24 protein-coding genes are annotated in these 24,905 nt (G+C 70.4%); 15 read left to right on the top strand and 9 right to left on the bottom strand.

Translation table 11 applies throughout. The features are described 5' to 3' along the window. The first annotated feature begins 242 nt into the window (after window positions 1-242). Window positions 243-1,733 (top strand): DEAD/DEAH box helicase, encoded by a 1,491-nt coding sequence (locus ABZ656_RS14360; protein ID WP_101407643.1) that lies wholly within the window; start codon window positions 243-245, stop codon window positions 1,731-1,733. Between the two features lie 592 nt (window positions 1,734-2,325). Further along, window positions 2,326-3,030 (top strand): hypothetical protein, encoded by a 705-nt coding sequence (locus ABZ656_RS14355; protein WP_360267833.1) that lies wholly within the window; start codon window positions 2,326-2,328, stop codon window positions 3,028-3,030. Between the two features lie 335 nt (window positions 3,031-3,365). Here ABZ656_RS14355 and ABZ656_RS14350 read toward each other — a convergent pair whose 3' ends face one another. Further along, window positions 3,366-3,998, bottom strand: a complete 633-nt coding sequence (locus tag ABZ656_RS14350; RefSeq protein ID WP_360267830.1) for an RHS repeat domain-containing protein — start codon at window positions 3,996-3,998, stop codon at window positions 3,366-3,368. Window positions 3,999-4,489: 491 nt separating this feature from the next. Here ABZ656_RS14350 and ABZ656_RS14345 point away from each other — a divergent pair, with 491 nt between their 5' ends. Continuing rightward, window positions 4,490-5,251, top strand: a complete 762-nt coding sequence (locus tag ABZ656_RS14345) for a hypothetical protein (protein ID WP_360267876.1) — start codon at window positions 4,490-4,492, stop codon at window positions 5,249-5,251. Window positions 5,252-5,301: 50 nt separating this feature from the next. Here ABZ656_RS14345 and ABZ656_RS14340 read toward each other — a convergent pair whose 3' ends face one another. Continuing rightward, window positions 5,302-6,066, bottom strand: coding sequence for a dienelactone hydrolase family protein (locus ABZ656_RS14340; protein WP_360267827.1), 765 nt, complete (start codon window positions 6,064-6,066; stop codon window positions 5,302-5,304). A gap of 285 nt (window positions 6,067-6,351) precedes the next feature. Here ABZ656_RS14340 and ABZ656_RS14335 point away from each other — a divergent pair, with 285 nt between their 5' ends. The 7 genes from ABZ656_RS14335 to ABZ656_RS14305 all read left to right on the top strand — a co-directional run bounded on the left by ABZ656_RS14335 (window position 6,352) and on the right by ABZ656_RS14305 (window position 13,585). Next, a complete protein-coding gene (locus ABZ656_RS14335; RefSeq protein ID WP_360267824.1) occupies window positions 6,352-7,059 on the top strand; it encodes an SDR family NAD(P)-dependent oxidoreductase in 708 nt (235 codons plus the stop codon). Between the two features lie 89 nt (window positions 7,060-7,148). Then, the gene (locus ABZ656_RS14330) at window positions 7,149-8,018 is read left to right on the top strand and encodes an aldo/keto reductase family oxidoreductase (protein ID WP_101407638.1); all 870 of its coding nucleotides are present in this window, start codon (window positions 7,149-7,151) and stop codon (window positions 8,016-8,018) included. Between the two features lie 128 nt (window positions 8,019-8,146). Next, entirely contained in the window at window positions 8,147-8,851 is a 705-nt protein-coding gene (locus tag ABZ656_RS14325; protein WP_101407637.1) for a TetR/AcrR family transcriptional regulator, read from the top strand. A gap of 445 nt (window positions 8,852-9,296) precedes the next feature. After that, window positions 9,297-10,433, top strand: a complete 1,137-nt coding sequence (locus tag ABZ656_RS14320) for a hypothetical protein (protein ID WP_101407636.1) — start codon at window positions 9,297-9,299, stop codon at window positions 10,431-10,433. Between the two features lie 208 nt (window positions 10,434-10,641). Next, the gene (locus ABZ656_RS14315; protein ID WP_360267873.1) at window positions 10,642-11,526 is read left to right on the top strand and encodes a serine hydrolase; all 885 of its coding nucleotides are present in this window, start codon (window positions 10,642-10,644) and stop codon (window positions 11,524-11,526) included. 239 nt (window positions 11,527-11,765) lie between these two features. Continuing rightward, window positions 11,766-13,112 (top strand): MFS transporter, encoded by a 1,347-nt coding sequence (locus ABZ656_RS14310; RefSeq protein WP_360267819.1) that lies wholly within the window; start codon window positions 11,766-11,768, stop codon window positions 13,110-13,112. A gap of 113 nt (window positions 13,113-13,225) precedes the next feature. Beyond that, window positions 13,226-13,585: a nuclear transport factor 2 family protein gene (locus ABZ656_RS14305; protein WP_360267816.1), complete on the top strand. Its 360-nt coding sequence runs from the start codon at window positions 13,226-13,228 to the stop codon at window positions 13,583-13,585. 11 nt (window positions 13,586-13,596) lie between these two features. Here ABZ656_RS14305 and ABZ656_RS14300 read toward each other — a convergent pair whose 3' ends face one another. The 4 genes from ABZ656_RS14300 to ABZ656_RS14285 form a co-directional block, all read right to left on the bottom strand. Then, a complete protein-coding gene (locus ABZ656_RS14300) occupies window positions 13,597-14,370 on the bottom strand; it encodes an SDR family NAD(P)-dependent oxidoreductase (RefSeq protein ID WP_360267813.1) in 774 nt (257 codons plus the stop codon). A 28-nt stretch (window positions 14,371-14,398) separates the two neighbouring features. After that, entirely contained in the window at window positions 14,399-15,631 is a 1,233-nt protein-coding gene (locus tag ABZ656_RS14295; protein ID WP_101407632.1) for an amino acid deaminase/aldolase, read from the bottom strand. Next, on the bottom strand, window positions 15,628-16,455 hold the full coding sequence (locus tag ABZ656_RS14290; protein ID WP_360267810.1) for an SDR family oxidoreductase: 828 nt from the start codon (window positions 16,453-16,455) through the stop codon (window positions 15,628-15,630). The genes ABZ656_RS14295 and ABZ656_RS14290 overlap by 4 nt, the downstream gene beginning before the upstream one ends. Window positions 16,456-16,636: 181 nt before the next feature. After that, window positions 16,637-17,611 (bottom strand): SMP-30/gluconolactonase/LRE family protein, encoded by a 975-nt coding sequence (locus ABZ656_RS14285; RefSeq protein ID WP_101407630.1) that lies wholly within the window; start codon window positions 17,609-17,611, stop codon window positions 16,637-16,639. A 195-nt stretch (window positions 17,612-17,806) separates the two neighbouring features. On the opposite strand from ABZ656_RS14285, the gene ABZ656_RS14280 reads away from it, so the two are divergent. Further along, window positions 17,807-18,400 carry a TetR/AcrR family transcriptional regulator gene (locus ABZ656_RS14280; protein ID WP_101407629.1) on the top strand — a complete coding sequence of 198 codons (594 nt, stop codon included), beginning with the start codon at window positions 17,807-17,809 and terminating at the stop codon, window positions 18,398-18,400. A gap of 310 nt (window positions 18,401-18,710) precedes the next feature. Here ABZ656_RS14280 and ABZ656_RS14275 read toward each other — a convergent pair whose 3' ends face one another. Next, window positions 18,711-19,109 carry a helix-turn-helix domain-containing protein gene (locus tag ABZ656_RS14275; protein WP_101407628.1) on the bottom strand — a complete coding sequence of 133 codons (399 nt, stop codon included), beginning with the start codon at window positions 19,107-19,109 and terminating at the stop codon, window positions 18,711-18,713. 182 nt (window positions 19,110-19,291) lie between these two features. On the opposite strand from ABZ656_RS14275, the gene ABZ656_RS14270 reads away from it, so the two are divergent. From ABZ656_RS14270 to ABZ656_RS14255, 4 genes are all read left to right on the top strand, one after another. After that, on the top strand, window positions 19,292-20,743 hold the full coding sequence (locus tag ABZ656_RS14270; protein ID WP_360267806.1) for an MFS transporter: 1,452 nt from the start codon (window positions 19,292-19,294) through the stop codon (window positions 20,741-20,743). A 136-nt stretch (window positions 20,744-20,879) separates the two neighbouring features. Beyond that, window positions 20,880-21,782, top strand: coding sequence for an SGNH/GDSL hydrolase family protein (locus ABZ656_RS14265; RefSeq protein ID WP_101407626.1), 903 nt, complete (start codon window positions 20,880-20,882; stop codon window positions 21,780-21,782). Between the two features lie 156 nt (window positions 21,783-21,938). After that, the gene (locus tag ABZ656_RS14260; RefSeq protein WP_101407625.1) at window positions 21,939-22,112 is read left to right on the top strand and encodes a CsbD family protein; all 174 of its coding nucleotides are present in this window, start codon (window positions 21,939-21,941) and stop codon (window positions 22,110-22,112) included. Window positions 22,113-22,285: 173 nt separating this feature from the next. Further along, a complete protein-coding gene (locus ABZ656_RS14255) occupies window positions 22,286-22,891 on the top strand; it encodes a GPP34 family phosphoprotein (protein WP_101407624.1) in 606 nt (201 codons plus the stop codon). Between the two features lie 71 nt (window positions 22,892-22,962). Here the strand turns inward: ABZ656_RS14255 and ABZ656_RS14250 are convergent, their stop codons facing one another. Then, window positions 22,963-24,150, bottom strand: coding sequence for a hypothetical protein (locus tag ABZ656_RS14250; protein WP_360267801.1), 1,188 nt, complete (start codon window positions 24,148-24,150; stop codon window positions 22,963-22,965). 166 nt (window positions 24,151-24,316) lie between these two features. Beyond that, a partial coding sequence (locus ABZ656_RS14245) for a C40 family peptidase (RefSeq protein ID WP_360267798.1) occupies window positions 24,317-24,905 on the bottom strand: 589 nt, incomplete at its 5' end.

Below are 24,905 nucleotides of genomic sequence, written 5' to 3'. Positions count from 1 at the left end.
TGCGGTCGATAATGCTACGTTTCGTGCCCGGGTGCGCGTGCCGTGCTAAAGTTGACGTCAGTTGTGGTTCCCGTAAGCTCCAAGTGCCTTTGATGACTTTATGTCGTCGGGCATTTTTGCATTTCGCAGAGCGTGGACCCCTGGGTACCGCCCGGAAGTCGGATTCGGTTCGTTCTTGCAATTCATTCGGTTTATCGCTGCCGAGAATTCCTCGATACGTGCCATATCGAGGAAGGTTCTCCATGAACCGCTCAGCTCGTACGAGCGACCGTTTTGCCAAGACCCGTCGGCAGGGCGGCCAGGGGCGCCCCGGCGCCCGTTCGGGCGGCGACGGGCGCCGACCCTCCGCACCGCAGGGCGAGTTCGCGCTGCCGGAGACCATCACCCCGGCCCTCCCCCCGGTTGCGGCGTTCGGTGAGCTGGACCTCCCCGTCGCGTTGCTGGAGAAGCTCACCAGCCTCGGCGTGAACGAGCCGTTCCCGATCCAGGCCGCCACACTGCCGAACTCCCTCGCGGGACGCGACGTCCTGGGCCGCGGGCGCACCGGATCGGGCAAGACGCTCGCCTTCGGCCTCGCACTCCTCGTGCGCACGGCAGGACAGCGGGCCGAGGCCCGGAAGCCGCGCGCCCTGATCCTCGTCCCCACCCGGGAGCTGGCCCAGCAGGTCTCCGATGCGCTCACCCCGTACGCCCAGTTGCTGAAGGTGCGGCTGGCCACCGTGGTCGGTGGTATGTCGATCGGTCGGCAGTCCGCCGCGCTGCGGGCCGGGGCCGAGGTCGTCGTCGCGACCCCGGGCCGCCTCACCGATCTCGTCGAGCGCAATGACTGCCGTCTCGACCAGGTGAACATCACCGTCCTGGACGAGGCCGACCAGATGGCCGACATGGGTTTCATGCCCCAGGTCACCGAACTGCTGGACCAGGTGCGCCCCGACGGCCAGCGTCTTTTGTTCTCCGCCACGCTGGACCGCAACATCGACCTCCTCGTCCGTCGATATCTCCATGACCCGGTGGTCCACTCGGTCGATCCCTCGGCGGGCGCGGTGACCACCATGGAGCATCACGTACTGCAGGTGCACGGTGCCGACAAGTACGCCACCGCCACCGAGATCGCCGCCCGCGACGGGCGCGTGCTCATGTTCCTGGACACCAAGCACGCCGTCGACCAGTTCACCAGGCACCTGCTGAGCAGTGGCGTGAAGGCCGCGGCGCTGCACAGCGGCAAGTCGCAGCCCCAGCGCACGCGTACGCTCGCACAGTTCAAGACCGGTCACCTCACTGTCCTGGTGGCGACCAACGTCGCGGCCCGCGGCATCCATGTCGACGATCTCGACCTCGTCGTCAACGTCGACCCACCCAGTGACCACAAGGACTACCTGCACCGAGGCGGCCGTACCGCCCGCGCCGGTGAGTCAGGCAGTGTGGTCACACTCGTTCTGCCCGGCCAGCGCCGCGACATGATCCGGCTCATGTCCGACGCGGGCATCCGGCCTCACGTCACCCAGGTCCGTTCGGGCGAGGCGGAGTTGAGCCGGATCACCGGCGCGCAGGCTCCCTCCGGTGTTCCCATCGGCGGCGGCCGGCCGGTCGCGGAGCGACCCGAGCGCGGCGGTGCCCCCTTCCGGGGCCTGGGCACCCGCCCAGGACGCGCCGGTGGCGAGTCCCGCCGGGCCGCCGAGGCACGCCAGACGGCCGAGGCCCGCAAGGCCGCTCGGGTTCGTCGTGGCGCGTAGTCCGAGCGCCTGAAGTTCCGCGACGGGAAACTTCCAGGTGAACGCCGACGGCTCCCTGGACACCGGCCGGCCTGGTGTGCCCGTCGGCACCCGCACTGCCCGCTTCTCCTGACCCGCCCATCAGGAGGTCGCGCTGGGCGGAGCCGTGGGAACGGAGCCGGTCCGTGACGACCCGCCGCGCACGCCAACTCACGGACGACCATGAACCTCCCTTGCCGAGATTCACCCGGAAGAGGGACGCACGAGTGACGCGGTGACCTGCCTGGAACGCCTCGAACGCATCTCCGACGGGATGGGCGGCGGAAGGACACGGCTCTGAGGTACCTGCTCGCGTCGGCTTCGGGTACACCGGCCGGTCACCGCACCTGGAGCCATGACTCATGAGGTCGGCTGCCACGGGCGACGAGAGCGGCCAACCCTCCGCCGTCGAAGGCCACATGGCGGTTCGGCGGCATTAGCACATGAGTCGGCCCGGGAGGCATATGTGTCGCACATACCGGCGCGACAGGAGCATCCGGTTCCACTCGTGCGTACTATCTCTACACTGCCGCAGGCCGTGGCAGTTGTGTCCTGCGAGCGATTGGCCCATGTCATGTCTGAAGTCAGCTCCAACTCCCACTCCACAGAACTCACGTCGCAGTACATCGCCCAGGTGACGGGTGACCTTGAGCGCAATGCCAAGGAGCAGGACCGTGTCGGCGCGGAGATCGAAGCCCTGCAGGAGCAGTTGCGTGCCCTGCAGCACGATCACATCGTCCTGGTGAACATGCAGGACGCGCTCGGCGGTCCCGACTCGACCCCCGGGGCGGAGGCCGCAGTTGCGCCCTCCGTGCCTCACCAGGCCTCTGCCGAACCCAAGCAGAGCAAGGGGAAGAAGGCGGCCGCCACGGTCGCGAAGAAGACGGCGCCCAAGAAGCCCGCCGCCAAGGCCTCGTCCGCCAAGGCCTCGTCGGCCAAGGCCTCGTCGGCCAAGGCCTCGTCGGCCAAGGCCTCGTCCGAGAAGGCCTCGTCCGTGAAGGCGTCCACGGCAGCGGCCAAGCCGACCCTCGTCGAGCTGATCCGAGGACACCTGGAGAAGCAGAACGAGCCGCGTTCCGCCGCCGAGATCACCACCGCGCTCACGCAGGCCCACCCCGACCGCAGCGTGAAGACCACGGTCGTGCGCACCACCCTCGAAGGACTGGTCGCCAAGAGCCACGCCCACCGCACCAAGCAGGGCTCGTCGGTCTTCTACACCACGGCAGTCACCTCGGAGCCCGCGCCGGCCGAGCTGCAGCAGGAGGCGGTGTCCGACTGAGTATCCGCAGGAGCGCCTGGCACCGGCATCGGGCCGCGGTCCGGTCCGGTCCACGAGCAGGGTGGTGCCGTCAGGAGAGTTCGTGCTGTACGACCCAGTAGTCGCCCTCCTCGGCCGAGGCGGCGCACAGGTGATGGCGGTCCATCGAAACGGCGGGGAACTCGGGGGAGCCCGTCACCCCGGCGACGCGTGAAGGCAGGTGTTCGCCGACCGGGTCCGTGACTGCTACCCAGCCGATCTCACTTCCGCCCGACAGGGGCGGAAGGATGAGGAACTCGCCCTTGTCGCCGTACAGCGCACTCGCCGAAGCGCATCGGTGCCACTTCTCGTCCAGCTCATCGGCGGCACGGGGCGAGGAGGCAGGGATGACGGCGACCGGCTCGACCTCGAAGGCGGTGACGGAGTAGATGGCCGGTGTGGTCGCGCCGGTAGCGGGTGACCGCGCCGAGGGCGTCCGTCTCGGCGGTCACCTGACAGCGCCGGTTGATCGGGTGGCGGGTGGTGCGGCCCCGTGAGTCGGTGACGGTCGTCGAGTGCTCGCCGGTGTCCGGGGCAACCGGTCCGTAGGCGAAGGCGGAGTGCAGATGGCCGGCGGCGCCCGACTGATGGGCGCAGCGGTCCTGATCGTCGAGGACGTAGCTGAAGCGGCGCTCGTTGGTGTCGGTCCAGGAAGTGATGCGGCCCTGTTCGTCGTAGCCGAAGCGGGTGGGACGGCCGGAGGAGTTGACGACCTCGGTCAGGTTGCCGTCGGTGTAGCCGTAGCGGACCAGTTCCTGGTCACCGCCGTCCGTCGCAGCGCCGGCCGTTGGCGACGACCTTGAAAAACGAAGCGGATGCCGTTCAGGTCGGCGGTCAGGAAGCCGCGCTCGTCGTCCGGTCCGGGCCCGTCGCCCAGCGGGACCAGCACGGGGTGCGGCGGAACTTCCCCAGCAGCGCGGCGAACTCCCGTCGGCGAGCGGCCGTCTCATCCGGTGCGGACCCTGCTACCCGTTCCTGTTCGGCCAGTTGCTGTGACGGCTCCGGACGTTCCCGCGAAGACGCCGCGTGCTCCGGCGGGGCCGGGCGGCCCGCCATTTCCGCGTAGTCCGAAAGCCGTGACCTCGGAATTCGCGGCTCTCCTGCCCCGTCCCCCTGCTCAGACATGCGTCCCATCATCACGACCGCACACAACACGTCGCACGGCGCCCGCGTCACACCCCTGTCACAGCGGACCACGGATCGCAGAGACAGGGAGCAGGCACTGGCAGGGGGCTCCGTGATGCGGACTATGTCGCTCTATACGATGAGGCGTCCTGTGGGGGGTTTGGGGGAGAGACCATTGGGTTGGGCGGTCGACGAGCGTCGCGGTGATGGCGGGGACGGTCATGCGTGCGGCGACGGGTTCGGCGAGGACCGGTTACCGCACGCCGCGAGTGACGAGGCGGGCGTGCGGCCGCGCGGCCCACTGCGCCGGTTCGCGTTGTTCGTCGGGCGCACGCTGTACGGGGAGTGGCACGGCATCGTCGTGGATCCGGTACGGCAACTCGTGCGCCGTGGGCTGTCCGGACTCCTGTTGGCGTTCGTGGCCGTCTTCGGGGTCATCTTCTTCCACGCGCTCGCCCAACATCCCACCGGTGCGGTGATCGTGCGGCTGGCCGGCGGCGTGAAGGCCTGCCTGCCGCTGCCCCTGGCCCTGCTGCGTACTCCGGTGTCGCTGTACGTGCCCGCCCTCGACCTTCCCGTGTGGGCGGGCATCACCCAGCTGTTCTTCGCCTTCGCTCTCGCGGAACTCGCCCTCGGCAGGGCCCGGACACTGGTCATCTCGTACGCCACCACCTTGGCCGGCACCCTCACGGTCCGCGTGATGATCGCGCTCGGCCCGGGCTGGTGGGGGCTCGGCCTGCCGCGCGAGATCGGGCAGGTGCTCGACACCGGGCCTTCTGCCGCGGTGGTGGGACTGTTCACCTACCTCTCGGTCATCCGGCGCGCCCCCATCGTGTTCGCGCTCACCGGCGGCTCGATGGTGTGGGAGTCGATCGTCAAACCCAATCTGGCAGGCCGTGAGCACCTGATCGCCGTGGGCGCCGCGATAGTCCTGGCGGTGCTGCACGGGCGCTGCCGAAGACTGTGGGCTTCCCTCGGCGCCCTGCTTTTCTCGGCATGGTCACGAAGTGGCCTGGAGCGGCTGTTCCCGCCACGTGGTGCGAGGCGTACGCGGGGCGCAAGGGCTCAACCGCGCTGAGGGTCCCGAGACCGGAGACGGCCGTCCCCGTGATCGGTGGAGCGACGTGTTCAGAGAGCGCGGTCGAGGAGGTCGAGCAGCGCTGCCCAGTGCCGTTCGGTGGCCTTGGCGTCGCACGCGGCGGTGTCGGCCATGGTGTAGCCGTGGTGCGCGCCGGTGTAGACCTCGCTGTGGTGGCGGACACCCGCCTCGGTGAACGCCTTGTCGAGGCGCTCGATCTGCTCGGGCGGCAGCGAGGCGTCCTGGTCGGCGTGGCCGAAGTACAGCTCCGCGGTGACCCGGCCGGCGAGCAGGTGCGGGCTGTCGGGGGCATCGGTCGCCAGCCGGCCGCCGTGGAAGCCGGCCGCGGCCGCGACCCGCTCGGGGTAGGTGCCGGCGGTGCGCAGGGCCAGGCCGGCGCCCATGCAGTAGCCGGTGATGCCGAGCGGTCCGTCGGCGGCCTGCGGGCAGGCGGCCAGCCAGGACAGATAGGCGTCGGCGTCACGCATGGCCAGGTCGGGGGTCAACTCCCCGACGATCGGAAGGAGTTGCTCGAACAGCGCCGGACGGTGGTCCGCGTCGATGACGTCGGGCAACTCCAGTACCGGTGCCGGCCCGTGGCGGTAGAGGAGGTTGGGAACCAGCACGGTGTAGCCGGCCCCGGCGAGCCGGTCGGCCATCTCCTTCAGCCGGGGGCGCAGTCCGAAGGCGTCCATGTAGAACAGCACCGCGGGGTGGGCGGTGTTGTCGTCGGGGTGGGCCAGATAGGCGTCGGCGGAGCCGTCCTGGGTGGGGATGTTCACGGAGGTTCCCCGTACTTCACGTACCTCGGTCATGCGCGTCCCTCGTCTTCTCGCGGGTGTCTCCAGGGCGTCTTCCGGGCGTTTCGGGGTGCCGCGCGAATCTCCGACGGCCACCTGATCGCGGCGGTCCCGTCGTGCAGTCTGGCACTCGTGGTGCGGTCGGTTCGGCAGGGCCTCGCTGTCGCCCCTGTGGCCGGAGCCGCCATCACGCGCAGACAGATTCCTGGCGCGCCGCCGGACGCGTAGGAGGCTGGTACCGACAGTCCCAGGAAGACGGGGCTACTGGCTGTGAGCATGGTCCGGTCGCAGGGTGGAGTCATGACGACAACACTCATCACCGGAGCGAACAAGGGCCTCGGCTACGAGACCGCCCGCCGGCTCGTCGCCGCGGGCCACACGGTCTACGTCGGCAGCCGGGACGCCGAACGCGGACGCCGGGCCGCCGAGCAGCTGGGCGCCCGGGCCGTCCAGCTCGATGTCACCGACGACGCGTCGGTGCAGGCCGCCGTGAAGGCCATCGAGGCCGAGGGCGGGCTCGACGTACTGATCAACAACGCGGGCATCGAGTCGAGAGGCGAGGGCAACTCCGTGATCGGCGCCGCGGATGTGACCGCCGACGTGATGCGGGAGACGTTCGAGACGAACGTCTTCGGCATGGTGCGCGTCACCCACGCCTTCCTCCCGCTGCTTCAGGCCTCGGCCGCCCCGGTGGTGGTCAACGTCAGCAGCGGGCTGGCCTCGCTGGCCCGGGTGAGCGATGCGGGCACCCCGGCGTACGCCTACCCGGGCGTCGCCTACCCGGCTTCCAAGACCACCGTCAACATGATCACCGTGCAGTACGCGAAGGCGTTCCCGAACATGCGGATCAACGCGGTGGAGCCCGGCTTCACCAAGACCGACCTGAACGGGAACACCGGCATCCAGACCGTCGAGCAGGGCGCCGAGATCATCGTGCGGACGGCGCAGATCGGCCCCGACGGTCCCACCGGGGGCTTCTTCGACGCCGAAGGCACCCTTCCCTGGTAGTCCGGGCCGGTACGTCACCTCGTACGCATGCCAGACCCTGCGACCGCCCCTCCGCCACTCAGCCCCACCGAACCAACAGGAGCATCGACATGACCGTGCAGTCACTTCCCGGCGGAACGTTCACCATGGCCAAGGACCTGACGGTCACCCGCATGGGATACGGCGCCATGCAGCTCGCCGGTCCGCACGTGTTCGGGCCGCCGGCCGACCGGGACGCCGCCGTGGCCGTCCTGCGTGAGGCGGTCGAGCGGGGGATCACCCACATCGACACCTCCGACTTCTACGGCCCGTATGTCACCAACCAGATCATCAAGGAAGCGCTGCACCCCTACCCGGCCGGGCTGCACATCGTGACCAAGGTCGGAGCGCTGCGGGACGCCGAGGGAGGCTGGCCGAAGGCGCTGTCGCGCGACGAGCTGCGCCAGGCCGTGCACAGCAACCTCGACAACCTCGGCCTGGACGCACTCGACGTCGTCAACCTGCGGGTCGGAGGGCTCGACGCCCCCGAGCCGGGTTCGCTCGCCGAGCCGTTCACCGTGCTCGCGGAGCTCCAGCAGGAGGGGCTGATCAGGCATCTCGGTGTCAGTACCGTCTCCGCCGAGCAGATCAAGGAAGCCCAGTCCATCGCGCCCGTCGTGTGTGTGCAGAACTTCTACAACCTCGCGAACCGCTCCGACGACGCGCTGATCGACTCCCTGGCCGAGCAGGGCATCGCCTACGTGCCCTACTTCCCCATCGGCGGTTTCTCCCCGCTGCAGTCGGACACCCTGCACGCGGTCGCCGGCCGGCTGGGGACCACTCCGGTCGCCGTCGCCCTGGCCTGGCTGTTGCAGCGTTCCCCGAACATCATGCTGATCCCCGGCACCTCCTCGGTGGCACATCTGCGCGACAACATCGCCGCTGCCGCCCTGGTCCTTCCCGAGAAGGAGCTGGCCGAGCTGAACGGGATCGCGGTGTGAGGAACGTGGGGTCGTTACGCCGTGAGGCACGGGTGTAGCGGCCCCGCGGCGGTGTCCGGCGCGCCGTGTGCCCGCCGCGTTCGACACGAACTTGTTTTTCACGAACATGTTCGTTAGCCTTGTGCGGCATGACTCCAGAGAAGTCCGCTCCGGTCAGCCGACGGGAACGCCCGGCGAAGCCCGCCCTGACCAGGCAGGGAATCATCGACGCCGCGCTGGCGATCCTTCGTGACGAGGGACTGGGCAAGGTGACGATGCGCCGCATCGCGGCGGCCCTCGACACCGGGCCCGCGTCGCTCTACGTCTACGTCCGCAACACAGGGGACCTGCACGCGCAGATCCTCGACTCCCTGTTGGGGCCGGTGAAGGTGCCCGCGCCGGAGGCCGGTACCTGGCGGGACCGGTTGAAGGCGCTGCTGGCCGGCTATGGAGAGGTGCTCTTCCGGCATCCGGAGATCGCCCGGATGGCGATGTCCACACAGCCGAGTGGCCCGAACTACCTGGCGCTGGCGGATGCGATCCTCGGTCTCCTCGAAGAGGGCGGGGTGTCGGGCCGGGAAGCGGCCTGGGCCATGGACCTGCTGCTGCTGTATCCCACCGCCGTGGCCGTCGAACACAGCTCCCCGAAGTCCGCCACGCAGGAGGCCGAGTTCTCCGCCCTGGCCGCGAAGATCGCCACGGCGGACCCGGCGCGCTACCCCCACATCGCCCGGCTCGGCGACACGCTCGTGTCGGGAGACGGACCGAGCCGCACCGACTGGGCTCTGGACGTCATCCTGGACGGAGTCCTCGCCGCGGCCTCTCGTGCCTGGGCCGAACAGCCCGGCTGGTGAGAGTGGGGTGTGTGTTTCCCCTGCGTTGCAAGTCGCGCCCGAATGTATGTTTAGGGTTGATCCGTAAGCGCGGGAAAGCCGCGAGGGCCGTGACCAGGCCCTCGGAACATGTCTCCGGCCGTACGGACAACGCGAGTTGAGTGCCTCGTACCTGAGCGTGGTTGTCGTGGCGGCAGGCACGTGAGTGCCGGAGCCCGCGGGGAACCGCCCGCGGTCTGTGCCGCGGGTGCGGGAACGACAAGGGGTGTTGATGGAAGGCGCGGATCTTCCAGTGGGGGACCGGTGCGCGCCGGTCCGTGACGTCGCCGATCAGCTGGCGCGGTAGGCGCCTGTGCGGTGGGACGAGGGCCGGAAGGACGCCGGGGGATCGACACGGGCGCAGGACCCGGAGCAAAGTCACCGCGGAACGGGCGGCCGCGCCTCGGGACGGGCCGTCCCCTGGGTCATGCGGCAGGAACGCAAGGGCATACGTCCCCATATCGTCGTCCTGGCGGCGTGGACGTTGCTCTGGTTCCTGTTGGTGCAGAGACACGGGGGGATCTCCTGGCACTACCTGCGAACCGGAGGCCAGCTGCTCTTCGGCGCCGTTCCCGGTGGCGGCCTGGCCATCTACGCCAACCATCCGGAGTTGCAGATCGGCCCCGTGAGCTTTCTGGCGGCCGCGCTGTTCGCCCCGCTGCCACCCCACGTGGCGGAGGTGCTGGCTGAGGCGGTGATGTCCGCGCTCGGCCTCTACATGCTGGTTCTGGTCGGCCGCAGCGCCGCCGACCACAACCGCGGCACGGGACTCAACCACCGCCGACTCCAGCAGCGGGTGCTCGTGGCGGGGGTGGCCTTCATCCCGATGTGGGTCGAAGTAGCGGTCCGTTTCGCCCACTTGGACGACGTACTCGCGCTGTTCTTCACCACTCTGGCCGTGCGTGCCCTGGTGCGGGGCCAAGGGCGCACGGTGGGCATCATGCTCGCGCTGGCGGTGGACTCGAAACCCTGGGCGCTGGCGTTCGCGGCTCTGCTGCTCGCCCTGCCGGCCGCGCAACGACGCAACTCCGCGTTCTGGACGGTCGGCCTGGTGGCCGTCGCGTGGCTGCCGTTCTACGTCACCCATCTCAACTCGGCAGCCGCCGCCCGATTCACCATCGCCAACCAGCCTGCCTCGGCGCTGCGTTGGCTGGGTGTGCTGGCCCCTGCCACGCCCTGGTGGGACCGTCCGGCCCAAGTACTCCTGGGACTTGGGCTCGGCGCCCTGGCGGTGCTCAGAGGCCGCTGGCCCGCGGTCGTGCTGCTCGGCGCCGACGCCCGCATCGCACTCGACCCGAGCGTCTACACGTACTACAGCGCCTCGATTCTGCTCGGCACCCTGCTGTGGGACGCGGTCGGGCAGCGCCGCCTGGTGCCGTGGTGGAGCTGGATCGCCCTGCTCTCCCTGTACGGCAGCACCCTGCTGGTGCCCTCCGACCGTGTCTGCGGCCTGATCCGGCTGGCGTTCGCCGCCGGTTCGGCGGCCTACGTCCTGCTGGGGCCCGTGCCGCGCCGCCGGCGACCCGTGACGAAGGCTCCTTCTCCGGCGTCCCCCCAGGCGTGAACGCCGCCGCGGTGACCATCCGCAGGGATGAATGGGTTGATGAATGTCACACGGTTAAAAACCTCCGAATTAAGACATATCGCTGTTTACCGTGCACCTGGGCCTCTTCCGTCCCTGTAGCGTCGCCGTCATTCGGGAATCGGGATGTGCCCGTGAACGGGCTCCCGATGTGACCGCAGACACAGAGCAGGGAATCTTCATGCCGGACATGCACGCACTGCGCCGCGCGCGGCGCGGACTGGCCGCGACCGCGGCCGCCGGGACGGTGCTCACGGCGCTCTTCGCCGCCGCCCCGGCCCGGGCGAGCACCGCCGACGCCACCGCCACCGTCGGCGGCTCCCAGGTGAAGTGCACCTCCCAGCGGCCGGGGCTCGCGGCCCGGCTGTCGAAGGACATCGCTGGTGCCCTGCACGGGCGGGACCGTGCCACGGCGCTCGCGCTCTATGACCGCACCACGGGAACCTCGTGCAGCTTCCGGGCCGACACCGCCTTCGACTCGGCGAGCGTGGTCAAGGTCACGATATTGGGAGCGCTGCTGCGCCAGACCATGGAGCAGCACCGGGCCCTGACCGCTCACGAGGTGGAACTGGCCACCGCCATGATCACCAAGTCGGACAACGACGCGACGAACGCCCTGTGGCACCAGATCGGCCACGCCGGCATCCAGCACTTCCTGAGCTTGGCCGGGATGGGGGACACCGTCCCCGGGCCCAAGGGGTACTGGGGGCACACCCAGGTCACGGCCGGTGACCAGCTGAAGCTGCTCCGACTGCTCACCTCGGACAACTCCGTCCTCGACCGGGACGCGCGTACGTACGCCCTCCGGCTCATGAACCGGGTCGTCCCCGAGCAGCGTTGGGGGACGCCGGCCGGGGCCCCCGCGACCGCGACCGTTCAGGTCAAGAACGGCTGGCTGCCGCGCGACACCCACGGCTGGCGGGTGCACAGCGTCGGTGCGTTCACCGGCGGCGGCCACGACTACGGACTGGTCGTGCTCTCCCAGGACAACCGCACGATGGCCGACGGCGTCACGACGATCGAGGGCGCCGCCCGTGCCGTCAACCGGGACCTGAACACCTCGACTGCCGCGTAGGTATTCCCCTTTCGCGCCGATCAGTCGGAGGTTAGGGTGCGGGCAGCGAGTCTGATCCCCGAGGAGAAAAGACATGCCCGGTCGTCCGAGCGCGCGTTGACGTCGTAGGCCCTGAGCGGCCCGTCATCGCGTGCTGCCCTTGATGCGCGGCACAGCGAGCCTTCCCCCACCTGAACCGTCGGCGTCCTCGACGTGCGCCGGGTGGCGGACTCTGTCTTGCGCGACCCAAGGGGTTTCCTGTGCCGGACGCTTCCTCCTGTCCGTCCTCCTCGTCCTCCTCGCCATCCTCCGCGTCCGGCTCGGGGAGTGCTGTTCCGCAGGCCCTCCGGCGCGACGCCGACTTCCGTCGGCTGTGGGTGGGGCAGACGGCCTCCCAACTCGGCGAACACGCGAGTCTGGTGGTCCTTCCGCTGATCGCGGTTCTGACGCTCGACGCCGATGCCGGCCGGTTGGGCGTCCTCCGCGCGGTGGGGCAGGCGCCGATCCTGCTGTTCGCGCTCCTCGCCGGCGCGTGGGTGGACCGATGGCGGACCCGCACGGTGATGGTGCTGGCGGACCTCGGACGGGCCCTGGCGCTGGGCGGCGCCGCCCTGGCCGGACTCCTCGGCGGGCTCGGCCTGCCGGCGCTGCTCGTGGTCGCTTTCACGGTCGGGGCCCTGTCGGTGTTCTTCGACGTGGCGTACCAGGCCTCTCTCGTACGACTGGTGAAGCGCGACCGGTTGACGTGGGCCACCAGCGCGATCGAGGGCAGCCGCTCGGCGGCGCAGATCGTCGGCCCCGCCCTGGGCGGCGCGCTGGTGTCACTTCTGTCGGCGCCGATCACCGCCGCGTCCTGCGCCGTGTCCTTCGTGCTGTCGTTCTTGTCGATCCGGCGGATCCGGCGCCGCGAATCGGTCCCCGAGCGCTCGGGGCGGGCCCCTCGGGTCTGGCGCCGGATCCACGAGGGCCTGCGCTTCGTCGCCGGGGACACCTACCTGCGGACCGTGGGCCTGGCCTCGGCCGCCTTCCAGTTCTCCTTCGCGGCGATGATGACCGGCTATCTGCTGTTCCTGCCACGGGACTTGCATCTGTCGGGTGGCGTCGTGGGGCTGACACTCGCCGCCACGGGACCGGGCGCGCTCCTGGGTTCCGTGCTGGCCGCCCGGCTCCCGGGCCGGTTCGGTCACGGCGTGGTGCTCGTGTCGGCGGCGGCGCTCGGCGACGGCGTGATGCTGTGCGTGCCCGCGCTGCGCGGCCCCTCCGCGGTGACGATCCCCTCGCTCGTCGCGGTCAACTTCGTGTTCGGGACCTTCGGCCAACTGGTGAATGTCACGGTCATGGCTGTGCGGCAGGCCGTCACCCCGGACGGGATGCAAGGCCGGGTGGCCGCGACGATCACGTTCGTCGGCATGGGGGTCACCCCGCTCGGCTCGCTGCTCGGCGGCTTTCTCGCGGGGGAGTGGGGGCTGCGCACCAGCCTCCTGGTGACGGCCGCCGGCATGACGCTGTCCCCGGCGCTGATGGCCCTGTCCCCACTCGCCCGCCTGGGGCGCGAGCTGCCCTCACGGGACGTGCCGCGCGGCCATCGCCCCCCTCCGCCCGGCTGAGCGGTCGCGGGGGCGGCGCTCAGTCGTCGGGGCCGCTCACCTCGCGGCATGACCACGGTGTGAACCGCCCTTACCGACAGCACCTGAAAAACGCCACCACGGAGAGGCCCGCCATGCAGCACGACCAGCTCCAGGTCAGCGCTCCGGACACCCGGCCCGAGGTGATCACCCGCTACCTCACGGCGCACCGCGCCCACGACACCGCCGTGGCCATCGCCACGTTCACCCAGGACGCCACGGCGATCGACGACGGCAACACCTGCCAGGGCACCGCCGCCATCGAGCGCTGGCTGAACCGGTCGGCGACCGAGTTCACGCACACCATCGGTCTCACCGGGGCCGAGCGCACCGACGCGAGGCACTACACCGCCACGCACCACCTCGAAGGCGACTTCCCCGGCGGAACCGTCGATCCGCGCTACCGGTTCAGGCTCCGCGGTGACCTCGTGGAACGCCTCGTCATCGAACCCTGAACCGACTCCAGCTACTGGAGCGAGGCCAGTTTTCGCAGTATCAGGGCGGAGAGCGGTGTGGGCAGGGCGCGCAGGGTGCGGACCAGGGTTGTCGTGGTCCAGGGGAAGTAAGCCTGTGCCGGTTCTCTTTCCAGGGCGCGTACGACGTGTCGTGCCGCGCGGTTCTGGCTGATCTGTAAGGGCTTGGGGAGACCGTCGGTACCGACGCGGTCGGTTGCGACGAAGCCCGGGTGGATGCTGGTGAACCGGATGCCACGGGGTGCGAGTTCGACGCGTGCGGTGTCGATGAGGGTGCGTGCGGCGGCCTTCGCTGCCGAGTACGGGCCCTGGCGGGGGATGCCCATCAGGCCGGCCAGCGAGTTGGTGTGAGCGATCAGGCCTCCGTTGCGCTGGGTTTTCATCTGTGCGATCAGCGGGACGAGGTAGTGGACGACGACGTCGTAGTCCAAGGCGGTGATCCGTGCGATGTCGGCCACGGTGACCTGGTCCATGGACATGTCCGGTCCCTGGCCGGCGTTGAGGAGCGCGATGTCGACGGATCCGTACTCCGCGACGCACGCGGCCACCACCGCGGAGGCCGCTCCCGGGTCCAGGGCGTCGGCGGCGATGTCCAGGCAGGTGCTGCCCGCGGCTCGGATCTCCTGGGCCACGGAGGCGAGTTCGGGGGCGCGCCGTGCCGTGATGACCAGCCGGTTGCCGCTGTGCGCGAGTTGGCGTGCCACCTCCGCGCCGATGCCCGAGGAGGCGCCGACGATCAGGACGGTTCGGCCGGTGACGCGGGTCATGGTGTCACCTTGCCCGCAGGGCGGGCCGTCACAGGAAGTGCCGGCCCTCACCCCGGTACGTCGGTACGGTGTCGACCACCTCGCCGCCGCTGACCAGGTGGAGTTCGCCGACCCGCTCGCACAGTTCACCTGCCTTGGCATGCCGCAGCCACACCCGGTCGCCGATGCGCAGGACCTGCGCGGGTTTGCCGAGCAGCGGGGTCTGCACCTCGCCCGCCGCTTCGGTGGCGGTGACGCGCAGGCCGGGGGGCCAGGCCAGGGTGGGCAGCCGGTCCTTGCCGGGTGGGCCGGAGGCGATCCATCCGCCGCCCAGGAGCGTCGCGATCTTCGGGGAGGGCCGGCGTACGACGGGCAGCACGAAGTACGCGGCGGGGACCGGCCGGAAGGACCGGTAGAAGTCGAACAGCCCGGGACCGTACAGGCCGGAGCCCGCCGCGAGTTCGGTGACGGCGTCCTCCCGCGTGGTGGTCTCCAGGCTGCCGGTGCCGCCGCCGTTGACGAATCGCAGCGGGGCGACGGCACGTACGGCGGCGACCGCGGCCTCCCGTCGGTGGCGCAGCTCCTCGACGGACGAACGCTGCATCGCGCGCACGACGGCCCGCTTGACCAGGGAACCGGGCTGGTTGTCGCCGAGGCCGGCGACCTGGCCCTCGTACCCCATGATCCCGGTCAGTTCGAAGTCCGGACGGGCCACGACCTCGCGGGCGAACGCGGCCGCCTCCCGCGGGGTGTGCACCGGGGACCTGCGCGGCCCCAGGTGGAGCCGGCCGCCCGCCAGTCGCAGGGCGGCGTCCAGCTCCAGGCAGACGCGGACACGGGTCTGCCTGGGGCCGGTCGCGGCGTCCACGAGGTCCAGGTGCTCGACGGAGTCCACCATCAAGGTTATCCGGGAGGCGAGCCGTTCGTCGGCGGCCAGCCGACGCAAGGCGGTGGCGTCGGTGGTGGGGTAGCCGACGACGATGTCCTCGAACTCCTCGGCCAGCCACAGGGCTTCGGGCAGCGTGAAGCCGAGGATGCCCTGGAACCCGGGGCGGGCGAGAGCCCGGCGGATGAGGGCGCGCGACCGCAGCGACTTGCTCGCGAGCCGTATCGGTTTGCCGCCCGCGCGGCGTTCGAGGTCGACGGCGTTGGTGTCGAAGGCGTCCAGATCGATGACGCCGAAGGGCGGCTCCAGGCCCGCGGTCGCCGCCCGCAACCGGTCGAAGCGCCCCCGTTCCGCGGGGGCGGACCGGGCCGGGGTGGTGGCGGTGTCGGTGGTCATAGGCTGTCTCCTCGCTCGCGCACCACGGCCGTGGCCGGGGTGATGCTCCTGCTGCGGTGTTCCGCCATGGCCGCCACCTTGGGGATCACGAAGCGCATCAGCCGGGGGAACACCCCGGCGACCCGCTGAACGCGTCCGCCGACGGCGGGGTGGACGACTTCGACCGGCTTCTTCACGATCGCGTCGACGATGACCGAGGCGACCTTCTCGGGGGTGAGCGGCTTCTCGGCGAAGGTGATCACCGCGCTCGGGTCGGCCATCTCCTGCTCCAGCATCGGCGTCCGGGTGCCGGGCGGGTGGATGATGCTGAACGTCACCGGTCCGCCCCGTTCCTCGATCGCCACGCTGTGGTGGAAGGCGCGCAACCCGTGTTTGGTCGCGCCGTAGGTGGTGTAACCGGACAGCGGCAGGAACGAGCTCATGCTGCAGACCGTGATGATGTGCCCGTGCCCCTGGGCGCGCATCCGGGGCAGCGCGGTCAGCGTCCCGGCCATCGGGCCGAGCAGGTTGACCTCGACCATGTGGCGGTGCTGCTCCAGGGACAACTGGCGTGCGTATCCCGTGTGGATGATCCCGGCGTTGTTGACGAGAACCTCGACAGGGCCGAGCCGGGCCGCGACGGCGTCGAAGGCCTCCTCCCAGGCGTCCCCGTCACGGATGTCGAGGGAGAGCGCGCAGGCGTCGGGGCCGAGTCGGTCGGCGAGGCGGGCGGCCCCGGCCAGGTCGATGTCGGCGAGGGCGACCCGGTGGCCGCGTCGCACCGCCTCGCGCGCGGTGGCGGCGCCGATCCCACTGGCCGCACCGGTCACCAGGACCACGCTCATCGCGGCCTCCCCTCGCGGGAGCCGCCGCTGCCGAACGAGGTGTCGTGGACGCCGGCGCCCGATCGATGTCCGTGCATGTGAACTCCCAGGAGGCGGGCGGGGGATGGACCCGTGGACGGAGTGCGTGTGTCCGCGAGCGGAAGGGCGGCCCCGCTGTCGGGGGAGGCCCGTGCGCCCGCGGTCACGAAGGCAGGACGTACGCCTCCAGCCGTGCGCCGTCGAGCTGTGCGGCGCGCTCCGGGTCGTCGGTGGGGACGGTGGCGGCGTACAGGGTGTCGCCGCGCGGGCCCGCGACCAGACAGCTGAGCGTGCGTTGGCTGGTGGCGACGCGGTCCAGGATTTTGCCGCCGGGGCCGACCCGGACGCACTCGCCGCGCAGCGCGTTGGCGACCCAGGCCGTGCCGTCCTTGCCCGGTGCGATGCCGTCCGGGGCGATGGGGGTGGCGGAGCGGTCGGCGATCGCCTGGTGGTCCAGCAGGGAGGAGACACGCCGGGTGATCCGGCCGTACAGCCCTGGACGGTTGAGGGACCTCCACAGCCAGGCCGGGACCAGCGGAGCCCAGGGGCGTGGCGGGCCGAGCCGTCCGTCGGGCAGCACGGGCAGTGCGGTGAGCCGCATCGCCAGTGTCTCGGCGACCAGCAGGGTCCGCCCCTCGTCGATGAGGACGCAGCCGTTGGGAAACACCAACGGCTCGCTCAGGCCCAGTAGTTCGCCCTCCGGCGACAGACAGGCGAGCGGGGCCCTGGGCGGCCCCGGCGGTGCGTAGAGCATGGCGTTGGGCTGCTGGCGGACGAAGCCGTGGTAATCGAAGCCGAAGTTGCCCACGTAAGCGCGGCCCTGCCCGTCGACGAGCATGTCGTTGACCGGGCCGCCGGCGATGTCCCCGAGGTCCGCGTGCACGGCCAGGGAGCCGTCCGGCTCCAGCCGGTGGACGCGGTGTCCGTCCATCGAGACGACCAGCATCCGCCCGTCGGGCAGCCAGCCGAGGCCGCCGGCCCGGCCGGGGACCTCCACCACGGTCTCCGGTTCCCCGAGGGTGTCCCAGCGGTGCACCGTCCCGTGGGCGAAGTCGCAGAACCACAGCGCGCCGTCGTGCCAGCGCAGGGACTCCAACGTGCCGAATCCGTCCAGAACGACAGTGGCTTGCGGTCGCACTTCCGCCTCCAGAGGGGACTCGCGCCAGGTGTCAGGTGCCGCTACGGTCGCCCACCGCGAAGAAGTAAGTCAAGAGTCTTGGACGCTTGACTTACTTCTCGGGCGGATCCACGCTCCGAGCCGACGCTCGGCCCGTGGGTCTGGCTATCCTGACGGATGAACCCGCAGGTGAAGAGGGGAGATCGTGTGTCCCGTATGGCGGCGAGCGACCGGAGGGCCGAGCTCCTCGAGGCCGCGATCCGGGTCATGACGCGTGACGGCGTGGCCAAGGCCACCACCCGTGCGATCGTCAACGAGGCCGGTATGACCCTCGGGGCGTTCCACTACTGCTTCGACTCCAGGGCGCAGCTCCTCGAACGCGTCACCGAGACCCTCACCGAGCGGTATGTCGCCGAGGTCCGGGGCCTGTTCGCGCCGCACAAGGACATCCGCGACAGCGTCCTCGACAGTCTGCACGCGTTCTGGAAGGGGTTCGAGGCCAACCCCGGCGAGCACCAGATCAGTTACGAGCTCACCCAGTACGCGCTGCGCAATCCCGGCTTCGAGAACATCGCCAGGAGGCAGTACGAGATCTTCCTGGCCGCCTTCGCCTCCCTGCTCGAACTGGCCGCCGACAACGCCGGGATCGAGTGGACGCAGCCCGTGCCGGTCCTCGCGCGGTACGTGCACTCGGTGATCGACGGCCTCAACATGACCTGGCTCGTCGACCGCAACAGCGACCACAGCCAGGCGGTTCTGCACCTGCTCGCCGACCACCTTCTCCAGTACGCCCGGCCGTCGGCCGCCTGACACGTGCGCCGTCGGCGGCTTGGACTACGCTATGATCGATCTTGAGCAGTCCGCCGGAAGTCTCGGCGGCAGGCCTCGCGTTGGTGGTCCAAGGAAAGACGCCCCGCTTCCTGTGGGGAGATGCAGGTGCAAGGCCTGCCCGGCGCTCCACAGAACCCCGCCCCCGGTGCTCCGGAGGCGGGGTTCGCTCGTTGCGGCCGGTGCCGTCGGCGGTCCCGAAGGGGCGCGTTCGAGGTGCGGGTCCGGGACAGGGCGCCGGATGCCGCGGGCGATCCCTGGGTGACACCAGCGGGGGCTTCCCGCGAGGCGCTCAGGCCCTGCCCTCGGTACGCAGGACCAGGTCGAGGAGGCCGGGGAAGCTCTCGTCGAACTCGGCGCGGCGCAGCCGGTTGAGCCTCTTGGGTCCGGCGTCGCGTTGCTCCAGGAGGCCGGCCTCGCGCAGTACGGCGAAGTGGCGGCTGAGGGTCGCCTTGGTGACCGGCACGTCGAAGCTCCCGCACGCCCGTTCCCAGTCGGCGGCCCCGGCCAACTCCCTTACCAGGGTCTGGCGGACGGGGTCGGCGAGGGCGAGCAGCGCCGTCTCCAGCGGTACGTCGCGCGGAGGCGTGTGGACCGGTGGCGTCCGGTGACTCGCGGCCGCGGTCGGCTGTCCGCTCTCCACGGTCGCCCGTCCGCCCCGTGCGGTCGACTCTCGGCTCTGTGCCGCCATGGCTGGTCGCTCCGTCCCGACTCGCTTGGTCCGTGACGCGTGCCGTACACGGATTGCAGAGTGTTCGATGATCTGCGTACACTCGGATTGTTCGCTCGTAGACGAACAGTCTACCGGGAGCCCGCTGTGTATCGCCCGGCTCCGCGCCCCCCACCGCCCTCCGGTACGTCGGAAGGAAATCCGTGCCTCGGACTCAACCCCACAAGGCCCGGCCGGGACTGACGCTGTTCGCGGCCTGTCTCGGTTTTGTGGTCGTCATCCTGGATGTCAGCGTCGTGAACGTCGCCATCAAGGTGCTCGGCGGGGACTTCGGCGGCAGTCTGTCCGGTCTGGAATGGGTGATCAACGGCTACACGCTCACCTTCGCCGCCTTCCTCCTGACCGCCGGTGCCATGGGCGACCGGTACGACCCCAGGCGGATCTTCATGGCGGGCTTCGCGCTGTTCGCCGTGACATCACTGGCCTGCGGCGCCGCTTTCTCGCTGGTCGGCCTCGTCACCGCCCGCGTGGTCCAGGGCGTCGGCGCCGCGATGATCGTGCCGTCCTCCCTGTCGATCGTGAACACCGACTTCCCCGACCCGGCGGAACGCTCCCGCGCCGTGAGCCTCTGGGCCGCGGCCGGCGGACTCGCCCTCGCGCTCGGCCCGGTCGTCGGCGGCCTGCTGGTGGACTCGCTCGGCTGGCGCTCGATCTTCTACGTCAACGTACCCATCGCCGCCCTCGGCATCGTGCTCGTGCGGGCGTACGCCCGGCCCGCCCCCGCCCGCGACGCCTCGGTCCGCCGCTCGCTGGACCTGCCCGGTCAACTGCTCGCCGTCGTCGGCCTGGGCGCGTTCACGGGAGCGATCGTGGAGGCCAACGCGCAGGGCTGGTCCTCGGCCACCGTGCTGACCTGCCTGGCCGTCTTCCTGGTCGCGCTGATCGGCTTCCTCGCGGTGGAGCGCCGCAGTGGCGACCCGATGCTGCCCCTCCACCTGTTCGGCAGGGGGGCGTTCAGCTCCACCTCCGTCATCGGCGCGCTCCTGAACTTCGCCTTCTACGGCCTGATCTTCGTCTTCAGCCTTTTCTTCCAGCAGGTCTGGGACTACTCGCCCATCGGCACCGGACTCGCGTTCCTCCCGATGACGGCAGCAATCATGATCGCGAACCTGTCGTGCGGTCCGCTGGTCAAGCGCTACGGCGCCCGGACCGTGATGATCACCGGCAACGGCCTGGCCGTCGTCGGCTACCTGGCCATGGTCCCGGTCGTCGACTCGGGGGCGTACGCGCAGATGATCGCGCAGTTCGTCGTCGCCGGATTCGGCCTCGGCCTGGTCGTCCCCTCCATGACGAACGCCATGCTCGGCTCCGTGGACCCGGCCAACGCCGGTATCGCCTCCGGCGTCCTCAACGCCTCGCGTCAGCTGGGCGGCCTCACAGGGGTCGCGGTGATGGGCCTCCTCGTCGGCCAGGCCGCCTCCGGCCACTTCCTGTCCGGCCTGCGCGCGGCCCTGCTCTGCTCCGTGGTGGCCCTCGCGATCGGCGCGGTGCTCAGCGCGGTCGGCCTGCGCAGGCGGCCGGCGACCACCGCGACGGCATCGGTGACCACGGAGGCAGAGCCCGAGCCCGCTCTGAAGCCCGCCGACGCGCGCTGACGGCCGCCGCCCGGTTGCCCTACCCGAACGGGTTTCCCGCATATGTGACAGATCCCTTCTCCAGCGACCTACCGGCCGGTATACAAGCGATGTTGCGTGCAAGGAACGCCGCGTCAGTGTCGACGGAGGAGAGATGATGAACCATCACGTGGTCCGGGACGATGCCACCCGAAGACGAGGACACGCCTCCGCGCTGGGAGCCGCCCTCGGTTGCGGTGTCCTTCTCCTCGGCGTCGCCTCCGCGTCTCCCGCCGTCGCGAGCGGATCGCACTCCCACCGGGGAGCCGACTACGTGGCGCTCGGCGACTCGTACACCTCCGGACCTCTGATCCCTCGTCAGGTGGACGCCAACTGCGCCCGCTCCGACCAGAACTACCCCTCGCTCGTCGCGGCGCGGCGCTCGGCCAGAACGTTCACGGACGTGAGCTGCGCCGGCGCGACGACCGACAACATGTGGAAGGCGCAGGGAACCAACGGACCCCAACTGAACGCCGTCGAGCGCTCCACGGACCTGGTGACCGTGCAGATAGGCGGCAACGACATCGGCTTCGGCTCCATCATCGGCACCTGTGCCTCGCTGAGTTCCAAGGACCCGTCGGGCAACCCCTGCCAGCAGTACTACAACTCCTCGGGCTTCGACCAGCTGACACTGAACATCATCGAGACGGCTCCCAAGATCGCGCGGGTGCTGCGCGCCGTGCACGACAGGGCGCCGCACGCCCGCGTGCTCGTGGTCGGCTATCCGGACCTCCTGCCCGACGACGGCATCGGCTGCTATCCGTCCGTCCCGTTCGCCGCCAAGGACTTCGCCTACCTGCGTGACGTCGGGAAGCGGCTCAACCTGATGATGCGTACGGTGGCCCGGTTCAGCCGTGCCGAATACGTCGACACGTACAAACCCACCGTCGGACACGACATGTGCAAGGCACCCGCCGACCGGTGGATCGAGCCGCTGCAGCCCGCTTCACCCGCCGCCCCCGCACACCCCAATGCCAAGGGCGAGGCGGCCATGGCCGGGGCGGTGCTCCGGCGGCTGTAGATCCTGCGGTCGTAGCTCCTGCGGTCGTAGTTCCTGCGTGGTGCGCGATCTCCATGGACTCCATGGACTCCACGGTCCGGGCATGTTTACAACATTTGTCCAGGGTCACACGGGTCAGTGAGCACCTGACGCCGAGAGCACCGAGAGGTGAGTTCCATGGCTCGCGACCAGAAAGCCAAGGCGAAGGCCGAGCAGGCCAAGGGCAAGATCAAGGAGACCACGGGGCGTGCCGTGGGCAACGAGCGCCTGACGGCCGAGGGGCGTGTGGAGAAGGCCAAGGGCGACGCGCGCCAGGCGAAGGAGAAGACCAAGGACATCTTCCGCGGCTGACGCCCGGCCGCTCATGGGGCGGACGGCGTACGCAGAGCAGGGGGCTCGTCGCATGGAGCGACGGGCCCCCTGCTCCGCTCTGAGGCACCTGCGCCGAGCGGTCGAGGATCGTAGGCTTTCCCCGCCGAAGATCGTAGGCTTTCCCCTCCGGAGACTGTGTGGGGGAGCCATCTATGACCACGGCCAGGGACCTCTTGATCACCGCCATGGACGTGGACCCGGACCGCCCCGTGGGGCAGGGCGACCTGTCCCTCGCACTCGCCGGAGCCGAGGTGATCGACCTCCTTGCCGCCGACGCCGTCCACCTGGACGGCGACCGCCTCGTGCCGGCACCGGAGCCGACGACGGAAGACCGCCTCCTGGCCGAGGCGGCGTCCTCGCTCGTACGCCAGGTGCCCTACGAGCCCGTCGAGGACTGGCTGTGGCGCAGGGGGCGCGGCCTGGCCGCGGTCCATCTGGCCGCCCTGGAGGCGGACGGTCAGCTGACCCGGCAACGCCAACGCCGACTGCTTTTCGGAGCCGTCCGGATGGTCGTGGTCGATTCGCCCGCCCGGCGCCGGGCCCTGCACCGCTGGGCCGCCGACGAGCCTGTCCTCGTCTCCCTCGCGGCGGCCGTCGGGATTCCGGCCGAGCAGGGCGCCGACGGTCCGGTCATGACCGACGACGCGGTGACGACCGTGCTGGCCGCCGTCAACGACGCGGTCATGGAACTGGAAGCGGTACGCCAGCGCCGGTCCATCGAGAACGCGGCGTTCGCCAACCTCTGGCGAGGTGCGTGACGCGAGCGGGCGCGCCGTGACACGCCGGTTTCAGCGGGTGGCCCCGGGCCGGCGCCGGTTTCCGGTAGCGATCATTCGCCCTTGCCGCGCTGGTTCTCGGGCGTGCCGGTGTCGGCACCGGTTCCGGTGTCAGTACCCCTGGCGGTGCCCCGGTCCGGTGTGTCGTCGCGGGCCGCGCGCCGTGCCCGTACGGTGCCCGCGACCCGCTGGAACGTCCGCGTCAGCTGGTGCAGCGGGTTCCCGTCCTGGCCGGCGGTCGCCTCGTGCGCACCGGACGCCGTCGTCCGGAGGTCTCGGAGGTCGGCCAGCGCCGCATGCGCGAGTTCGGTCGCCTCGCGGTACTGGTCGCGCGACTTCGTCATGGCGTCGAGTGCCTCGGCGTACACAGCCACCAGCGCCCGTGCCTCCTCCAGCGTCAGCAGCTTCCAGTCCTCCCGGAGGCCGGTGAGGGCGTCCTGCGCCGCTTCCGGCAGCGGCCGGGGCAGTGCCGCGTACCGTACGACCTTCTCCAGGAGCTCCGTCGGCTCCGAGCCGTCGAGGAACACACTGCGTACCGTGGAGTCCTGCTCGTCGTACCCGGGCCGGGCGGGGGAACCGGGCAGGATCACGGCGCCACCGCGCGGCACCCGTACGCCCAGGTCGTACAGCGCCCAGTTGACCGTCTGGAACTGCTCGGGCGCGGCGCGGTGTTCCACGACGCGGTGACGCAGACCGGGCGGGAGCAGCCGGGCCAGCGGCAGGCGACCGCGTTCGTCGGTGGTCATCGCCTCATGGATGACGACGTTGATGCTCCAGCTGTGCTGCGCGGCCTCCTTGAGCAGGCGGCGCAGTGCCTTGTCCTCCTGCGGCAGCGGGTTGATGTCCCGCAGGCGGAGCCCGGCCGCGATGTCGTGGTCCCAGGGGATCTCGTGTCCCTCGGGCCAGAACATGGTCGCGGGAGAGGGCCACGCGAGGTCCCAGGGCCGTTCCGCCTCGGCCACCAGCGTCCAGCGGCTTCCCTCGGCGGCGTGATCGCGCCCGTCCGTCGTGAGCCGCGCGCGAACCGTGACGGCGTCGTCGACCTGCCAGCGCGCCTCGAAGACATGCCCCTCGGAGTCCGAGGAGTTCTCTGCCTCCAGGAAGTCGTGGATCGTCTCGTCGGCCTTCAGCCTCCGCAGGTTCTCCCTGAGGATCTCCTGCGGGGCGGGCCCGACATGGCGCCCGCCGGCCAGCCAGACGGTTTCCGGAGCGATGGCGCGGGCGGTGGAGGGCTTGGGCATGAGTCACTTTGCGGTGGGAGGCGGCGTGCGCACCCAGTATGGTCAGCGCAGGTGGCTAGCCGGGCGGCGAGGTCCGCGCGGATCACGTACATCCCCTGTTGCGAAACTTCGGCCGTTCCAGTGCCTTATGTGCGCTTTGGGGTCTTGATCGATGTGGCGCCGTCCGTCACGCCGGGCGCAGCGCGCTGTGGATCGCCTTCTGTCCGGCGAAGAAGATGGACTCTTCGCGTATCGAGGCACCCGGGCTGGGGGCGTGGATCATCATGCCGTTGCCGGTGTAGAAGCCGACGTGGCTGACGTTGTCGTAGAAGAAGATCAGGTCGCCGAACTGGATGTCGGTCAGGGGAATCGCCGCACCGGCGGTCGCCTGCCCGTGCACGGTGCGCGGGAGGGAGACCCCAGCGGCCCTCCAGGCGGCCTGGACGAGGCTGGCGGAGTCGTACGAGTCCGGTCCGGTGGCGCCCCAGACACACGGCTTGCCGATCTGCGTACGGGCGAAGGCAAGGGCCTTGGCGGCCTTCCCGCCGTACGCCGACTCCGCGGCGCCGATCGCGCCGACGGGGCTGACCGTGTTGACCGCGCCGGTGACTACGGGCACACCCGCGGCCAGGGGCATCCCCGCACCCATGGACATGTCCGTGCCGAGCGGCATTCCCGTGCCCATGGACATGTCCGTGCCGAGCGGCATTCCCGTGCCCATGGACATGTCCGTGCCGAGCGGCATCCCCGTGCCCATGGACATGTCCGTGCCGAGC

The organism is Streptomyces sp. NPDC007095 (assembly GCF_040634475.1).
Taxonomy (GTDB): domain Bacteria; phylum Actinomycetota; class Actinomycetes; order Streptomycetales; family Streptomycetaceae; genus Streptomyces.
The sequence above is the reverse complement of the archived record's forward strand: the minus strand, read 5'-3'. Positions and strand labels throughout refer to the sequence as shown.

Excerpts from the sequence above, each read along its gene's own strand:
- ABZ656_RS14260 (WP_101407625.1), top strand. The coding sequence starts at position 21,939 with ATGGCTCGCGACCAGAAAGCCAAGGCGAAGGCCGAGCAGGCCAAGGGC.
- ABZ656_RS14360 (WP_101407643.1), top strand. The coding sequence starts at position 243 with ATGAACCGCTCAGCTCGTACGAGCGACCGTTTTGCCAAGACCCGTCGG.
- ABZ656_RS14350 (WP_360267830.1), bottom strand. The coding sequence starts at position 3,998 with ATGAGACGGCCGCTCGCCGACGGGAGTTCGCCGCGCTGCTGGGGAAGT.
- ABZ656_RS14295 (WP_101407632.1), bottom strand. The coding sequence starts at position 15,631 with ATGACCACCGACACCGCCACCACCCCGGCCCGGTCCGCCCCCGCGGAA.
- ABZ656_RS14265 (WP_101407626.1), top strand. The coding sequence starts at position 20,880 with ATGAACCATCACGTGGTCCGGGACGATGCCACCCGAAGACGAGGACAC.
- ABZ656_RS14315 (WP_360267873.1), top strand. The coding sequence starts at position 10,642 with ATGCACGCACTGCGCCGCGCGCGGCGCGGACTGGCCGCGACCGCGGCC.
- ABZ656_RS14325 (WP_101407637.1), top strand. The coding sequence starts at position 8,147 with ATGACTCCAGAGAAGTCCGCTCCGGTCAGCCGACGGGAACGCCCGGCG.
- ABZ656_RS14280 (WP_101407629.1), top strand. The coding sequence starts at position 17,807 with ATGGCGGCGAGCGACCGGAGGGCCGAGCTCCTCGAGGCCGCGATCCGG.
- ABZ656_RS14330 (WP_101407638.1), top strand. The coding sequence starts at position 7,149 with ATGACCGTGCAGTCACTTCCCGGCGGAACGTTCACCATGGCCAAGGAC.
- ABZ656_RS14320 (WP_101407636.1), top strand. The coding sequence starts at position 9,297 with ATGCGGCAGGAACGCAAGGGCATACGTCCCCATATCGTCGTCCTGGCG.
- ABZ656_RS14275 (WP_101407628.1), bottom strand. The coding sequence starts at position 19,109 with ATGGCGGCACAGAGCCGAGAGTCGACCGCACGGGGCGGACGGGCGACC.
- ABZ656_RS14255 (WP_101407624.1), top strand. The coding sequence starts at position 22,286 with ATGACCACGGCCAGGGACCTCTTGATCACCGCCATGGACGTGGACCCG.
- ABZ656_RS14305 (WP_360267816.1), top strand. The coding sequence starts at position 13,226 with ATGCAGCACGACCAGCTCCAGGTCAGCGCTCCGGACACCCGGCCCGAG.
- ABZ656_RS14300 (WP_360267813.1), bottom strand. The coding sequence starts at position 14,370 with ATGACCCGCGTCACCGGCCGAACCGTCCTGATCGTCGGCGCCTCCTCG.
- ABZ656_RS14335 (WP_360267824.1), top strand. The coding sequence starts at position 6,352 with ATGACGACAACACTCATCACCGGAGCGAACAAGGGCCTCGGCTACGAG.
- ABZ656_RS14250 (WP_360267801.1), bottom strand. The coding sequence starts at position 24,150 with ATGCCCAAGCCCTCCACCGCCCGCGCCATCGCTCCGGAAACCGTCTGG.
- ABZ656_RS14340 (WP_360267827.1), bottom strand. The coding sequence starts at position 6,066 with ATGACCGAGGTACGTGAAGTACGGGGAACCTCCGTGAACATCCCCACC.
- ABZ656_RS14355 (WP_360267833.1), top strand. The coding sequence starts at position 2,326 with ATGTCTGAAGTCAGCTCCAACTCCCACTCCACAGAACTCACGTCGCAG.
- ABZ656_RS14290 (WP_360267810.1), bottom strand. The coding sequence starts at position 16,455 with ATGAGCGTGGTCCTGGTGACCGGTGCGGCCAGTGGGATCGGCGCCGCC.